15 protein-coding genes are annotated in these 12,167 nt (G+C 62.3%); 4 read left to right on the top strand and 11 right to left on the bottom strand.

Features of this window, described 5'->3' with window-relative positions; genetic code table 11:
- Positions 1–156: 156 nt before the first annotated feature.
- The 4 genes from purQ to ACYQ1P_RS00530 form a co-directional block, all read right to left on the bottom strand.
- A complete protein-coding gene (purQ, locus tag ACYQ1P_RS00545; RefSeq protein WP_460018431.1) occupies positions 157–846 on the bottom strand; it encodes a phosphoribosylformylglycinamidine synthase subunit PurQ in 690 nt (229 codons plus the stop codon).
- Positions 847–862: 16 nt separating this feature from the next.
- A complete protein-coding gene (gene purS, locus ACYQ1P_RS00540; RefSeq protein WP_460018430.1) occupies positions 863–1,102 on the bottom strand; it encodes a phosphoribosylformylglycinamidine synthase subunit PurS in 240 nt (79 codons plus the stop codon).
- 14 nt (positions 1,103–1,116) lie between these two features.
- Positions 1,117–1,881 carry a phosphoribosylaminoimidazolesuccinocarboxamide synthase gene (gene purC, locus ACYQ1P_RS00535; protein ID WP_460018429.1) on the bottom strand — a complete coding sequence of 255 codons (765 nt, stop codon included), beginning with the start codon at positions 1,879–1,881 and terminating at the stop codon, positions 1,117–1,119.
- A 67-nt stretch (positions 1,882–1,948) separates the two neighbouring features.
- A complete protein-coding gene (locus ACYQ1P_RS00530; protein ID WP_460018428.1) occupies positions 1,949–2,701 on the bottom strand; it encodes an NRDE family protein in 753 nt (250 codons plus the stop codon).
- Positions 2,702–2,776: 75 nt separating this feature from the next.
- On the opposite strand from ACYQ1P_RS00530, the gene ACYQ1P_RS00525 reads away from it, so the two are divergent.
- Positions 2,777–3,133 (top strand): DUF1476 domain-containing protein, encoded by a 357-nt coding sequence (locus tag ACYQ1P_RS00525; RefSeq protein ID WP_460018427.1) that lies wholly within the window; start codon positions 2,777–2,779, stop codon positions 3,131–3,133.
- 124 nt (positions 3,134–3,257) lie between these two features.
- Entirely contained in the window at positions 3,258–3,764 is a 507-nt protein-coding gene (locus ACYQ1P_RS00520) for a response regulator (protein ID WP_460020110.1), read from the top strand.
- A gap of 13 nt (positions 3,765–3,777) precedes the next feature.
- Here the strand turns inward: ACYQ1P_RS00520 and ACYQ1P_RS00515 are convergent, their stop codons facing one another.
- Both ACYQ1P_RS00515 and ACYQ1P_RS00510 read right to left on the bottom strand, forming a co-directional pair.
- Entirely contained in the window at positions 3,778–4,416 is a 639-nt protein-coding gene (locus tag ACYQ1P_RS00515) for a cyclase family protein (protein ID WP_460018426.1), read from the bottom strand.
- An 11-nt stretch (positions 4,417–4,427) separates the two neighbouring features.
- Positions 4,428–5,882, bottom strand: coding sequence for a lipase maturation factor family protein (locus ACYQ1P_RS00510; RefSeq protein WP_460018425.1), 1,455 nt, complete (start codon positions 5,880–5,882; stop codon positions 4,428–4,430).
- Between the two features lie 250 nt (positions 5,883–6,132).
- Between ACYQ1P_RS00510 and ACYQ1P_RS00505 the strand changes: the two genes are divergently transcribed.
- Positions 6,133–6,279: a hypothetical protein gene (locus tag ACYQ1P_RS00505; protein ID WP_460018424.1), complete on the top strand. Its 147-nt coding sequence runs from the start codon at positions 6,133–6,135 to the stop codon at positions 6,277–6,279.
- Here the strand turns inward: ACYQ1P_RS00505 and ACYQ1P_RS00500 are convergent.
- On the bottom strand, positions 6,276–6,857 hold the full coding sequence (locus tag ACYQ1P_RS00500; RefSeq protein ID WP_460018423.1) for a GNAT family N-acetyltransferase: 582 nt from the start codon (positions 6,855–6,857) through the stop codon (positions 6,276–6,278). The two genes, ACYQ1P_RS00505 and ACYQ1P_RS00500, sit on opposite strands and share 4 nt — an antisense overlap.
- Before the next feature lie 120 nt (positions 6,858–6,977).
- Here ACYQ1P_RS00500 and ACYQ1P_RS00495 point away from each other — a divergent pair, with 120 nt between their 5' ends.
- Positions 6,978–7,412: a hypothetical protein gene (locus ACYQ1P_RS00495; protein WP_460018422.1), complete on the top strand. Its 435-nt coding sequence runs from the start codon at positions 6,978–6,980 to the stop codon at positions 7,410–7,412.
- 84 nt (positions 7,413–7,496) lie between these two features.
- Here ACYQ1P_RS00495 and ACYQ1P_RS00490 read toward each other — a convergent pair whose 3' ends face one another.
- Genes ACYQ1P_RS00490 through ACYQ1P_RS00475 form a run of 4 tightly spaced genes read right to left on the bottom strand, consistent with a single transcriptional unit; the run spans position 7,497 to position 12,161 of the window.
- Complete coding sequence (locus ACYQ1P_RS00490) at positions 7,497–8,573, bottom strand: BMP family ABC transporter substrate-binding protein (RefSeq protein ID WP_460018421.1); 1,077 nt, start codon at positions 8,571–8,573, stop codon at positions 7,497–7,499.
- A 35-nt stretch (positions 8,574–8,608) separates the two neighbouring features.
- Entirely contained in the window at positions 8,609–9,541 is a 933-nt protein-coding gene (locus tag ACYQ1P_RS00485) for an ABC transporter permease (protein WP_460018420.1), read from the bottom strand.
- A complete protein-coding gene (locus tag ACYQ1P_RS00480) occupies positions 9,538–10,608 on the bottom strand; it encodes an ABC transporter permease (protein WP_460018419.1) in 1,071 nt (356 codons plus the stop codon). Before ACYQ1P_RS00480 ends, ACYQ1P_RS00485 begins: the two co-directional genes overlap by 4 nt.
- Entirely contained in the window at positions 10,605–12,161 is a 1,557-nt protein-coding gene (locus ACYQ1P_RS00475) for an ABC transporter ATP-binding protein (RefSeq protein WP_460018418.1), read from the bottom strand. The genes ACYQ1P_RS00480 and ACYQ1P_RS00475 overlap by 4 nt, the downstream gene beginning before the upstream one ends.
- Positions 12,162–12,167: the final 6 nt, after the last annotated feature.

The raw sequence follows: 12,167 nt of genomic DNA, 5'->3' as shown, positions 1-12,167 counted from the left end.
GGGGTTGAGCTAACATGTAGGTTTCGGTCATAGCATGGTCGCCCCCAGCGGCTTCGTGATGAGCCCTACTGGTGAGTGTCGAAACGGATCAGCAAAGGGAGTGTCCATGCCATTCTCGAATGACGAAATGGGGCGCGGCGGGGGTGGCGGTTTGGGCTACCCCAGCGCCGCCACCAGGCTTTCGAACATCGGGCGGCCGTCGGTGCCGCCGAGCAGGGGGTCGGCGAGGCGTTCGGGGTGCGGCATCATGCCGAGTACGTTGCCGGCCTCGTTGGTGACGCCTGCGATGTTATTGCAACTGCCATTGGGGTTGTGGGCTGCGTCCACCGTTCCATCGGCGGAACAATAGCGGAAGGCCACCTGGCCGTTGTCTTCGATCTGCTTCAGGGTATCGGCATCGGTGAAGTAATTGCCGTCGTGATGGGCCACGGGAATGCGGATCACCTCGCCCTTTTCGTAGTGGCCGGTATAGGGGCTGGCATTGTTTTCCACCGACAGCCAGACGTCGCGGCAGATGAACTTGATATCCCGGTTGCGCATCAGGGCGCCGGGCAGCAACCCGGCCTCGGTCAGCACCTGGAAGCCGTTGCAGACACCGAGCACATGCACCCCGCGCAGGGCGGCGCGTTTCACTTCCGCCATGATCGGCGAATGGCTGGCCATGGCCCCGCAGCGCAGGTAGTCGCCGTAGGAGAACCCACCGGGGACGGCGATCAGGTCCACGTCGGGCAGTGCCGTGTCCCGGTGCCAGACCATGATCGGCTCGGCCTTCATGGCGTGGCGCAGGGCAACCTGCATGTCCCGGTCACAGTTGGAGCCGGGGAAGACGATGACGGCGGCTTTCATGGGCAGGGCTCCGACCTCAGGCCATTTCGATGGCGTAATTCTCAATCACCGTGTTGGCGAGCAGTTGCTTGCACATCTCCTCCACCTGGGCGCGGGCTTTGGCTTCGTCGGTCTCGGCCAGATCCAGTTGGATGATCTTGCCCTGGCGGGCGCTGTCGACGCCCGAAAAACCAAGCGAGCCGAGCGCATGTTCAATGGCCTTGCCCTGGGGGTCCAGAACGCCGTTCTTCAGGGTGACGGTGACGGTGGCTTTCATCGGTCTTGTCCTTGTTACTGTACGACCTCGGGGCCTTTCATGTCGGCGGGTCCGCTTTCGGGGAGAATGCCCAAACGCCGCGCCACTTCCTGATAGGCTTCTTCCACCGATCCCAGATCGCGGCGGAAGCGGTCCTTGTCCATCTTCTCGTTGGTGGTGACGTCCCACAGGCGACAGGAGTCGGGGCTGATCTCGTCGGCCAGGACGATCCGCATCTGGTCGTTTTCCCACAGCCGCCCGTATTCCAGCTTGAAGTCCACCAGCTTGAGGCCGATGCCGTAGAACATGCCCGACAGGTAGTCGTTGATGCGCAGGGACAGGGCCAGGATCTCGTCCAGTTCCGGCGGCGTCGCCCAACCAAAGGCGGTCACATGTTCCTCGGCCACCAGCGGATCGTTCAGCTCGTCGTTCTTGTAGCAATATTCGACGATGGAGCGTGGCAGCGGCGTGCCTTCCTCGATCCCCAGGCGCTGAGAGATGGACCCGGCGGCGATATTGCGCACGACCACTTCGACCGGCACGATTTCCACCTGCCGGATGAGCTGTTCGCGCATGTTCAGGCGACGGATGAAATGAGTCGGAATGCCCATCTCGCCCAGGCGCAACATCAGGAATTCGGAAATGCGGTTGTTCAGCACGCCCTTGCCGGTGATGGTGCCTTTTTTCTTGTTGTTGAAGGCGGTGGCGTCGTCCTTGAAATATTGCACGATGGTGCCGGGCTCCGGCCCTTCGAACAAAACCTTGGCCTTGCCTTCGTAAATCTGCCTGCGTCGCGCCATGGCGGGGTCAATCCTTGTCATATGGGGAGCAGACCCTATAGCAGGAGTCATGGGGCGGGGCAACGCATCAAGTCAGGGGGACCGGTGCATAGTCGGCCTCGCCCGGTTTGCCGGGGCAGAACAGCCAGACCGGGGGCTGCTGGGTCGGCGGGGCGGGCAGGGCGATCAGCGATGAAGAGGAGGTGCCGAAACCGCTTTCCGTCTGGACGCACAGGGCGGCCTGCGGGTCCCTGTCGCGGCTCGCCAGCAGGCCCTGCCAGACGAACCAGTCGCCCAGCGGATCGGGGGTCGGGGCGGCCCGGAAGCGCGGCAGGTGCTTGGCTTGCCGGGGCGAGGCTTGGGTATCGTTGAGGTCATGGGCGGTGAGCATGGAAATGCCCACCGGCACCGGGGCGACATCTAGCGCATGCCCATCCGAGCGCAGCCAAAAGGCCGACAGGGCGTCAGCGAGGATCATGTTGAACGGGCGATAGGCCGCCGGGTCGAGATGGCGCAGCGCCTCGGCGGCCTCGACAGCGGTGCCGTGCGACAGGGCCTCCAGGGGCAGTTCGCCACGGCTGCGATAGCCTTCCAGGGGGCCCAGGGTGCCGACTCGATTGAGCACCCCGGCAACTAGGCCATCATCATTGAGCCCCAGCCAGGTGCCTCCGGCCACCTCGTCCAGACCGGCGCGCACATGGGGATGCTCCGGCCAATGACGTCCCGGCGACCGCCAGGGGCGCCCGGCCATTTCGTCCCGGTTGGCGGCCAGCATCAGCGGCCAGTCATGTCCCGGGCGACGGAGGAGGATGACACTGCACATGGCGGCAATTGTCACCATGCGCTCTCTGGCGTCAATGGGAATAGACGACTATATGACAGGGAGCGATAACGACCAGCAGCAATGGGGAGTCCCATGAGCGAGATTTTCGACGAGCGGGAAAGCAGCTTCGAGGCCAAGTACAAACTGGACGAGGAAACCCGTTTCAAGGCCCAGGCGCGCCGCAATCGCAAATTCGGCCTGTGGGTGGCGGAACGTCTCGGCCTCGACGAGTCCGACGCCGATGACTATGCGCGCAAGGTCATCGAGGAGGATTTCAAGGAACCGGGGGATCAGGACGTCATCGCCATGGTGGCCGGAGATCTGATGGCCCGGGGACTGACCACCAGCGAAGCGGAACTGGCCCATCGGCTCGATCATTTTTTCGCCGTGGCGATGAATGAACTGGGACATGAATACCCCATGCCTCTGGATGAGGATCATCATCTTTGAGAGATTGATTTGAGAAATCTCGTCAGGGTATAATTGCAGCATGACAAACAGTATCCCATGTTCAACTTCAACGTCATTGAGGCGTGACCGGCAAAGGGAACCGTGGAGTCCGATTTTGAAAAAAGTGCTGGTTGTTGACGATGACGCCCATGTGCGGGAATTGGTCAAATCCGTCCTGAGCGGCTATGGGATCGACACGGTTCTCCTGGAGAGCGGCGTGGGGCTGGCGCAGCGAGTCAGGGCCGAAGAGCCGGATGCCATTCTGCTCGACTACCAGATGCCGGATCTGGACGGGCTGTCCGTGTTGCGGGAACTGCGGGCTGCGCGGATTCTGGACCCGGTGATCATCATGACGGCAAACGCCGATCAAAATACCGCCGTGCAGTTCTTTCGCAGCGGGGCCAACGACTTCTTGCCCAAGCCGTTCGACCTGGAATATCTGGCGATCATCGTGCAGCGAACGATCAATCATCACAGCCGCAACCTGCTGGGAAGCGTCGCCAAGTTGAGCCAGTACGCCACCCATAAGGACTCCTGCGAACATGCCTACGGGACCTGCACCTGCGGGTTCGAGGAAACGGTGGAAAACGCCCTGGGAACCGTGATGGCCGCCATCGGCGACGGACGCTGAGGCGCGAGCGTTCCTACTCTGCCTCCAGCACCGCCCGCACGAACGACCCGTCGGAACCGACCAGTTTCAGGGGCAGGCAAATCAGCTTGTAGGCCCCCGGGGTCACATGGCGCAGATCAAGCCCCTCGATCACGATCACTCCATCCCCGAGCAGCACGTGATGGGTCACATGGCCCGGTTCCTTGTAACGTTCGATGGACAGGTAGTCGATGCCGACCAGCCGCATGCCGCGCGCCACCAGCCAGCGGGCGGCGTCGGGGGTGAGTGCCACGTAGTCCGGGTGAAAGTCGGTGCCGGGGAGCGACCACAGGGCGGAGTTGCGGCTGCGGATCAGCAAACGGGTGCAGTCGGCGGGCAGGGCCATGGCCTCCAGTTCGGCCACATCGACCCGATCCGCCTCGCCCACATCGGCCACCCAGACCGGGCCGATCAGGGTGTGCAGGTCCAGCGCTTCGACTGCCGGAGCGTCGTCGATGAAGTGGCGGGGGGCGTCCAGATGCGTGCCCAGATGCACGCCTGCGGCAAAATGGCTGACATTGCACGAATGGCCCCCGACGATGCTGTTGCTCAGGGTGATCTGCGGGGCCGGATCGCCGGGCCAGACCGGCATGGCGGCACGAATGGGCAGGGTAATGTCGATGTATCGGGGCATGGACTCACTTTCTAGATGGCGGGATGTTCGAGATAGGGCCAGGGCGGGAAGGGGGCGCGCCACTCCATCACCCACCAGTCTCCGGTGCGGGCGCGCTCCTCGGCGGTGGTAAAGCGGTAATGCCACAAGGAGGCGCGCAGGTATCGCGGCGGTCCCTCGGCGAAGGTGCCTTCGGGAAGCAGGTTCAGCACGGCGGGGGAGCCGTCGAGAAGCGCTTCCAGAAATCGCCAGTAGGCCACCATGAACACCGGCGATTGCGGCGGCAGGAACCAGATCAGCCAGTCCAGCCGGGGCTGGTGCGGCATGACGAAGCCGGGCGGATGGGCCGGGTCGCCGGGGCGGTAGTTGAAGGCCAGCGGCTGCCAAGTCGTGCCGTCGCCGGACCATTCGATGACCACTTCCAGACGTTCGCGGTTCATGGTCGGGAACACATGATAGACACTGCCCAACCGCAGGGCATTGGCCTGCTCCACCAGGGACCCCAGCAAGCCCTGGGCGCGCCAGCCGGTGATCATGCTCGCCGCCTGCAAGCCACTGACCAGCAGGATCAATGCGGCAAGGGGGCCGAAAATCAACCGGTGGCCCTTTCCGGCAATCGCCCGGCCCAGGGGCGCGGTCCAGGACGGGATCAGGCGGCGCAGCGCCGAGTCATCGAACAAAAACAGGCACAGCAGTATGGTCAGCAGGTTGATGAAGTTATGGTTGCTGGTGGCGATGATCAGCACCTGCATGAGAATGGTCAAAGCGGCCCCGACCATGCGCCAGCGACGCGGGGCGATGAACAGAAACGGCACCGCGATCTCAATGATCAAGGTGGCCAGGGTGCCGGCCTGCAACAGCCACGGGGGCAAATGATGGGCATACCAGGCCCCGATGTGGGGCAGCGGCTGGGTCTCGAAATAGCTGCTCAGGGCGGTCAGGCCGATCCAGGACGGATCGCCACTGATGATTTTTGATATGCCCGATAAAAAACGCAGCCGGAACAGCAGCCAGCGCATCATCCAGATGACCAGTCGCGAGCCGCCATGGGCCAGGAAAATGGCCAGAAATCCCGCTTCGAGAATGAGGTAATTCCACTGGAAATGCAGGAAAATCGTGCCCGCCTGTTGCAGCGACAGATAAAGCGCGAACTGGACGATCAGACAGCTTCGCGGCCACAGCCCGAACAGCAGGGGAATGCTGAGCGCCACCCCGCCCCAGGCGGCGGCGAGCAGCGCGGTGTCGGAATGATCGAGCCAGAAGACCGACGGCACCAACCGGTAGCGTGCCGCGCCCAGGGCATTTTCCGCATTGACCAGTTGTTCGGCGATGGGAAACATCCCCTCGCTGCCCGCCAACCCGACGATCTGCACCGCCAGCGACCCGAACGCAATGGCGTAAATGAGCGCCAGCCCTTTGAGAAACAAGGCGGTGACGATGCGATAGTCGTCCGGGACCTCCCAAAGATGATGCCACAGGCGGGGCATGGCGTGCTTTCCATCTCACTGGGTTGATAAGTTTCTCGCGGGTCGCCAAGGTACGATAAAGTATATATTATCACATATCGGCATGAATATTTTGTTATCCTTTGGCCGATTCAGAATAAGGGATAGGCCTTTATTTTATCGTTCCTCCTTGGAGGGGATCAAACAGGAAAATTGTTTTTCCATTGATTTTTTCACCATTTTATATTAGAATAAGCTGATGTACTCGTTCCTTCAGGAAAGGAGGTACAAGATGGGTTCCATTCTCACCCTGTTCGTCGCGTTGGTGGTTCTCATGGCCCTGGCGGTGCCGGTGGTCCTGGGTCTTCTCACCCTGCTCGAGATTTATCATACCGGCTATGTGGATGGCCGTCATGATGGAGGTCTGCCGAGCGCCTAGCGCGATCTGGCCAGCGGCACCCCTGGGGCCGCCGTGAGCGGCAGCAGCCCGCTCAGACGCGGATCGTCGAAATCGTTTTCTTCTCGCAGATAGGGCGTGAACCCCCAGGCGCGGTAGAAGTCCAGCGCCTTGGGATGGTCGTAGCTGCAGGTATGCAGCCAGACCCGCTTGGTGCGCGGGTCGCTCCAGGCGCGCGCCAGGGCCTCGGCCATCATGTGATGACCCAGACCCTGCCCGATCCGTTCGGGCACCAGTCCCAGAAAAGCAATCTCCACATGACCGGGGACCCGCCAGTCCAGTTCCAGCATGCCCGCCAGTTCATCCCCCAGGCGCAGCACGCGCAGCTCGGTCTCGGGGACATGCAGCAGGGCCTTCAGATCGGCATCGGACAGCAGCAACCGCTCCCGCCACAGCCAGGGCTCCCCGATGCGCCTTTGCAGGCCGCGATAGAAGGCCAGGGCCGGGCGTTCAATACGTGAGAGATCCCATCCCGTGGGCTTTTCCGGCAGCGGTCGCGGGGCGGTGGGCGCGGACATGTCCAAATAGGTGATGGTTTCGTGCAATTGGCCAAGCGGCATGAAGTTTAACTTTCGTGCATATATTAAGTTTCTAATTTAATGCATAATTATCTTGTAAATTTAATAGGACATCTCAATATGTTCTGTGAATGAAAATCAATCACTGCAAAGGCCGGGATCATGGGTAAACACATCGCCGTTTCCAAGGCCGCCCGGATGTTGGGCGTCAATCGGACGGATTTCAACAAGCGTCTGTTGGCGGCGGGGATACCGACCTTCGAAGGGCATGTGGACCTGGAGAAAGTCAAATGCATTGCGCCGTCCCTGGGACTGGCCAGTTCGTTGATGGTCGAACGGGTTGATTCGATCCGCGATAACCTCAGTAAGCCGTTGCACGATTCCTCCCTTGCGGTACCCCACGACCAATTGGCGGACGAAGTGCGCCACCTGACTGCCCAGTTGATGATTGAAAGTCACATGGCCGGGCGCTATCGACAAATTCTCGACGAGGTGGCGGCCAAACTGGGAGAATTGCAAATTTCTGAAAGTGGCGAACGCCGCGAAATGGCGTTCGAGCTCTGTGCCTGGCTGCGTGGACATATCGACGGCAACTGAGCGGACCTGATTTGTGGGTGGGGACGGAGAAATCTCCTGCCGAAAAAGGGCAGGAGATTTCTTTATCCAGCTTCGAAAAGCCGACTACTGGGGCAGGTTCCCCTGTACGCCTTCGACGAAATATTTCATACCGGCCAAAGCCTTATCGTCCGGGGACTCCCCGTCCTTGACCATGATCTGTCCATCCTGGCCCTTGATGGGGCCGGCAAAGGGTTTGACCGTCCCGTCTTCGATGCCCCTGCGGATCTCTTCGGCCAGGGCCACCACGTCGGCGGGAATGGCCGGATTGAAGTCGGTCAACCGCACCATGCCGCTGTTCAGGCCGCCCCAGGTATCGGTGGATGTCCAGGTGCCGTCGAGCACGGCCTGGGTCTGTTGGATGTAGTAGGGGGCCCAATTATCGACAATGGCGGTCAGATGCGCCTTCTCGCCGAAATGAGTCATGTCGGAGGCCTGACCGACCGCCCAGACACCCCGCTCGGCGGCCACCTGCACCGGAGCCGGAGAGTCCGTATGTTGCAAAATCACGTCCGCCCCCTGGTCAATCAGGGCGCGTGCGGCGTCGGCTTCCTTACCCGGATCGAACCAGGAATTGACCCAGATGACCTTGATGGTGACATCGGGATTGACCTTTCGCGCCCCCAGCAAGGTGGCGTTGATGCCGCGCACCACCTCCGGGATCGGCACCGAGGCCACGTAACCCAGTACATTGGTCTTGGTCATCTTGCCGGCGATATGGCCGACCACGTAGCGCCCCTCGTAGAAACGCGAGGAATAGGTGGCGACATTGTCGGCGCGCTTGAAACCGGTGGCATGTTCAAACTTCACATGGGGGAAGCGCTTGGCCACTTTCAGAGTCGGATTCATGAAGCCGAAGGAAGTGGTGAAGATCAGGCCGTGGCCGGATTGGGCCAATTGGTTGATCACCCGTTCGGCGTCGGCCCCCTCGGGCACCTTTTCCACGTAGGTGGTCTCGACCTTGTCGCCAAAGGCTTTTTCGACGGCCAGACGGCCCTGATCATGCTGATAGCTCCAGCCGTGGTCGCCGATGGGACCGACGTAGACGAAACCGACCTTCAAGGGGTCGGCGGCTTGTGCCGTGCCCAGGCCGAAGGCGGTGACGACGGCTGCCGCCGTCAAAATCTTGCGCAGGGATTTCATGGGTGAGAACTCCTTACTCTCTGAAAATATGTCCGTTAACCGGACGCATGGAATTGCCGGCCGAGACAGGCCGGGGCACTGAGGCGGTTGCGGCCCGCCCGCGACGAAATGACGACCAGCACCAGGATGGTCGCCAGATAGGGCAGCATGGTCAAGAACTGCGGGGCGATGGCGATGCCCGCGCCTTGCACATGCAATTGTATGATGGTGATGCCGCCGAACAGATAGGCCCCGAGAATCACCCGCCAGGGTCGCCAGGAAGCGAACACCACCAGAGCCAGGGCGATCCAGCCCCGTCCGGCGGTCATATTCTCGACCCACAGGGGCGTATAGACCAGCGAGAGATATGCCCCGCCGAGCCCTGACAAGGCGCCGCCGAAAACCACTGCGGCGTAGCGGATGGCGATCACCCGATAGCCGATCAGATGCGCTGCCTCGTGATTTTCGCCGACGGCGCGCAAAATCATCCCGCCGCGGGTCTTTTCCAGAAACCACCAGACCCCGGCCACCAGGACCACCGACAGATAAACCAGCGGATCGAGGCCGAACAGCAGCGGACCGAGGATGGGAATGTCGCTCAGTCCAGGGAGATGGATTTTCTCCAGACCGTGGAAACTCTCACCGACGAAACCATGGCCGAGCAGGGCGCTCAAGCCGAGCCCGAACAGGGTCAGGGCGAGCCCGGTCGCCACCTGATTGGCCATCAGGGTCAAGGTCAACAGGGCGAACAGCAGGGCCATGCCTGCTCCCCCGGCGGCTCCGGCCAGGGTGGCGAGCAGGCTGTTGTCGGTGCTGATGCCGGTCATGAAGGCGAGCACCGCGCCGACCACCATCATGCCCTCGACCCCCAGGTTGAGCACCCCCGCCTTTTCGGTCAGCAGTTCGCCGGTGGCGGCCAGCACCAGCGGTGTCGCTGCGGTGACCACGGTCAGCAGGGCCGAGATGAACAGGGCGTGCTCGCCGCTCATGAGGCCGCTCCGGCGCGTCGCCAGCGGGGGCGGTAGCGCACTAACAAATCACAGGCCAGCAGATAGAACAGCAACAGGCCCTGGAACACCCCGGTTATCGCGTTGGGCATGTTGAGCACGATCTGCGCATTTTCGCCGCCCAGGTAGGTCAGCGCCATCAGTAGACCGGCCAGCAGTACCCCCACCGGATGCAGCCGCCCTAAAAAGGCGACGATGATGGCGGTGAAGCCGTAGCCCGGCGAGATGCTGGGCATCAGTTGCCCCATCGGTCCGGCCACCTCGAACAATCCGGCCAGCCCGGCCAGCGCACCGGTCAACAGCATGGCGAACCAGACGCTGTTCTTTTCGCTGAATCCGGCGAAACGGGCGGCGCGCGGGGCCTGACCGATGACCCGGATCTGAAACCCGATCATATGGCGCCCGAACAGCAGCCAGGCCACGGCCACCGCCAACAGGGCGATCAGCGAACCCAGATGAAGCCGCGTGCCATCGAGCAGAAGGGGCAGCAGGGCCGAGTCATGGAACAGCCGGGACTCGGGAAAGTTCATGCCGTCCGGGTCGCGCCACGGCCCATGGACCAAGAATTTCAGCAGTTCCAGGGCCACATAGACGAGCATCAGGCTGGTCAGGATCTCGTTGGTGTTAAACCGAGTGCGCAGCACGGCGCTCAGAGCCGCCCAGGCCATGCCCGCCGCCATCGCTGCCAGGGCCATCAACGGCAGCAGCCAGACTCCCTGAACATCGTAAAACAGCAATGCCAATCCGCCGCCGCCCAGCGCGCCCAGGGTGAGTTGCCCCTCTGCCCCGATGTTCCACACCCCGGCCCGGAATCCCATCGCCAAACCGACCGCGCAGAGCACGAGTGGAGTCGCCTTGACCGCCAGTTCGGCGAGCCCGTAGAGGCTCGACAGGGGCTCGATGAAATAGGCGGCCAGGGCGGCCAGTGGGGCATGCCCCATGAATGCGAACAGCAGCGCCCCGCTGATCATGGTCAGCACCACCGCCAGAACGGGGCTCAAATAAACCCAGGTGCGCGACAGTTCCGGGCGGGCTTCCAGGGTGATCATAGGGCCACCGCCTCCGGGATTTCGGGCAATTGATGCATGCCACCCATCAACAGCCCCACATGGTCGATGCTCACCGTGTCGGTGGGACCGGCGTCAATCAGCCGCCCTTCGCACATCACCGCCACCCGGGAACTGATTTCCAGCAACTCGTCCAGATCCTGGGTGACCACCACCACGGCGGCTCCCCCGGCGGCCAGATCGAGCAACGCCTCGCGGATGGCCCGGGCCGACCCGGCATCGACGCCCCAGGTCGGTTGCATGGCTACCAACACATTGGGGGTCTGGTGAATTTCCCGACCGATGATGAATTTCTGCAAATTGCCACCCGACAGGCTGGTCGCCGCATGGCCGACGCCGGATGTCTTGACCCGGAACCGCGCGATCACCGATTCGGCAAAGGATTTGGCCGGGCGGCGACCGATGAAGCCGCTACGGGCCACCAGACCGCTCCCGCGTGCACTGAGTAAGGCATTTTCCCACAGCGCCATATCGGGCACCGTGCCATGGCCGAGGCGTTCCTCGGGGACGTAATACAGGCCCAACCGCCGACGATGGCGCGGCCCCATGTGTCCGGCTGCCGTGCCGTCAATCCGCAGGTCACGGGCGTTGGGAAGTCTGCATTCACCGCTGATCGCCGCCATCAATTCGGCCTGACCGTTGCCCGCGATTCCGGCGATGCCGAGGATCTCGCCGCCACGCACCGACAGCCGCACATCGCGCAACGGAGTCCCATGCGGTTCTTCCGGTTCCAAATAGGCGCAGGTCAGGCGCAGGCGTTCCGATGTCAGTTGCACCGCCGCCCGGTCGCGAGCCACGGCGGCCTGTTCCCCCATCATCTTTTCGGCCAGCGAGTGCGGGGTTTCTTGGCGTGGGTCGCAATGATCCACCACCCGGCCCTGGCGCAGGATGGTGGCGCGGTGACAGAGGTCGCGGATTTCATTGAGCCGATGGGAGATATATAGAATCGACACTCCTTCCGAGGAGAGACGGCGCAGGGTCTTGAACAACTGCTCGGCCTCCTGGGGGGTGAGTACCGATGTGGGCTCGTCCATGATCAACAGCTTCGGAGATTGCAGCAAACAGCGGACGATCTCGATGCGTTGCCGCTCCCCAGCGGAGAGGCTGTAGACGTGGCGGTCCGGGTCCAGGGGCAGGCCGTAGGTCCGCGACACCTCGCGGATGCGGTTGCTCAACCCCGATCCCGTGCCGGCTTCGGCGGCGGGCAGGGCGAGGGCAATGTTTTCGCGCACGGTCATCGCCTCGAATAAGGAAAAATGCTGGAATACCATGCCGATTCCCAGCGCCCGGGCATCCTGTGGCGATTGCAGATGCACCTCGCGACCTGCCCAAAGCATGCGACCTGAATCCGCCTGCTGGACCCCATAGACATACTTCACCAGGGTGCTTTTTCCAGCCCCGTTCTCCCCCAACAGGGCATGGATCTCCCCGGCCGCCAGGGTCAGGTGGATATCATCGTTGGCCAGACAACCGGGAAAGCGTTTGCTGACACCGATCAATTGCAGGCGAGGCGGTGGGGGAGAGGCCGAGTCCATGCCGGG

This window comes from Magnetospira thiophila (genome assembly GCF_054657015.1).
Note: the sequence above shows the minus strand (reverse complement) of the source record. Positions and strands in the feature narration are given on the sequence as shown.

Excerpts from the sequence above, each read along its gene's own strand:
- purQ (WP_460018431.1), bottom strand. The coding sequence starts at position 846 with ATGAAAGCCGCCGTCATCGTCTTCCCCGGCTCCAACTGTGACCGGGAC.
- purS (WP_460018430.1), bottom strand. The coding sequence starts at position 1,102 with ATGAAAGCCACCGTCACCGTCACCCTGAAGAACGGCGTTCTGGACCCC.
- purC (WP_460018429.1), bottom strand. The coding sequence starts at position 1,881 with ATGGCGCGACGCAGGCAGATTTACGAAGGCAAGGCCAAGGTTTTGTTC.
- ACYQ1P_RS00530 (WP_460018428.1), bottom strand. The coding sequence starts at position 2,701 with ATGGTGACAATTGCCGCCATGTGCAGTGTCATCCTCCTCCGTCGCCCG.
- ACYQ1P_RS00525 (WP_460018427.1), top strand. The coding sequence starts at position 2,777 with ATGAGCGAGATTTTCGACGAGCGGGAAAGCAGCTTCGAGGCCAAGTAC.
- ACYQ1P_RS00515 (WP_460018426.1), bottom strand. The coding sequence starts at position 4,416 with ATGCCCCGATACATCGACATTACCCTGCCCATTCGTGCCGCCATGCCG.
- ACYQ1P_RS00510 (WP_460018425.1), bottom strand. The coding sequence starts at position 5,882 with ATGCCCCGCCTGTGGCATCATCTTTGGGAGGTCCCGGACGACTATCGC.
- ACYQ1P_RS00505 (WP_460018424.1), top strand. The coding sequence starts at position 6,133 with ATGGGTTCCATTCTCACCCTGTTCGTCGCGTTGGTGGTTCTCATGGCC.
- ACYQ1P_RS00500 (WP_460018423.1), bottom strand. The coding sequence starts at position 6,857 with ATGCCGCTTGGCCAATTGCACGAAACCATCACCTATTTGGACATGTCC.
- ACYQ1P_RS00495 (WP_460018422.1), top strand. The coding sequence starts at position 6,978 with ATGGGTAAACACATCGCCGTTTCCAAGGCCGCCCGGATGTTGGGCGTC.
- ACYQ1P_RS00490 (WP_460018421.1), bottom strand. The coding sequence starts at position 8,573 with ATGAAATCCCTGCGCAAGATTTTGACGGCGGCAGCCGTCGTCACCGCC.
- ACYQ1P_RS00485 (WP_460018420.1), bottom strand. The coding sequence starts at position 9,541 with ATGAGCGGCGAGCACGCCCTGTTCATCTCGGCCCTGCTGACCGTGGTC.
- ACYQ1P_RS00480 (WP_460018419.1), bottom strand. The coding sequence starts at position 10,608 with ATGATCACCCTGGAAGCCCGCCCGGAACTGTCGCGCACCTGGGTTTAT.
- ACYQ1P_RS00475 (WP_460018418.1), bottom strand. The coding sequence starts at position 12,161 with ATGGACTCGGCCTCTCCCCCACCGCCTCGCCTGCAATTGATCGGTGTC.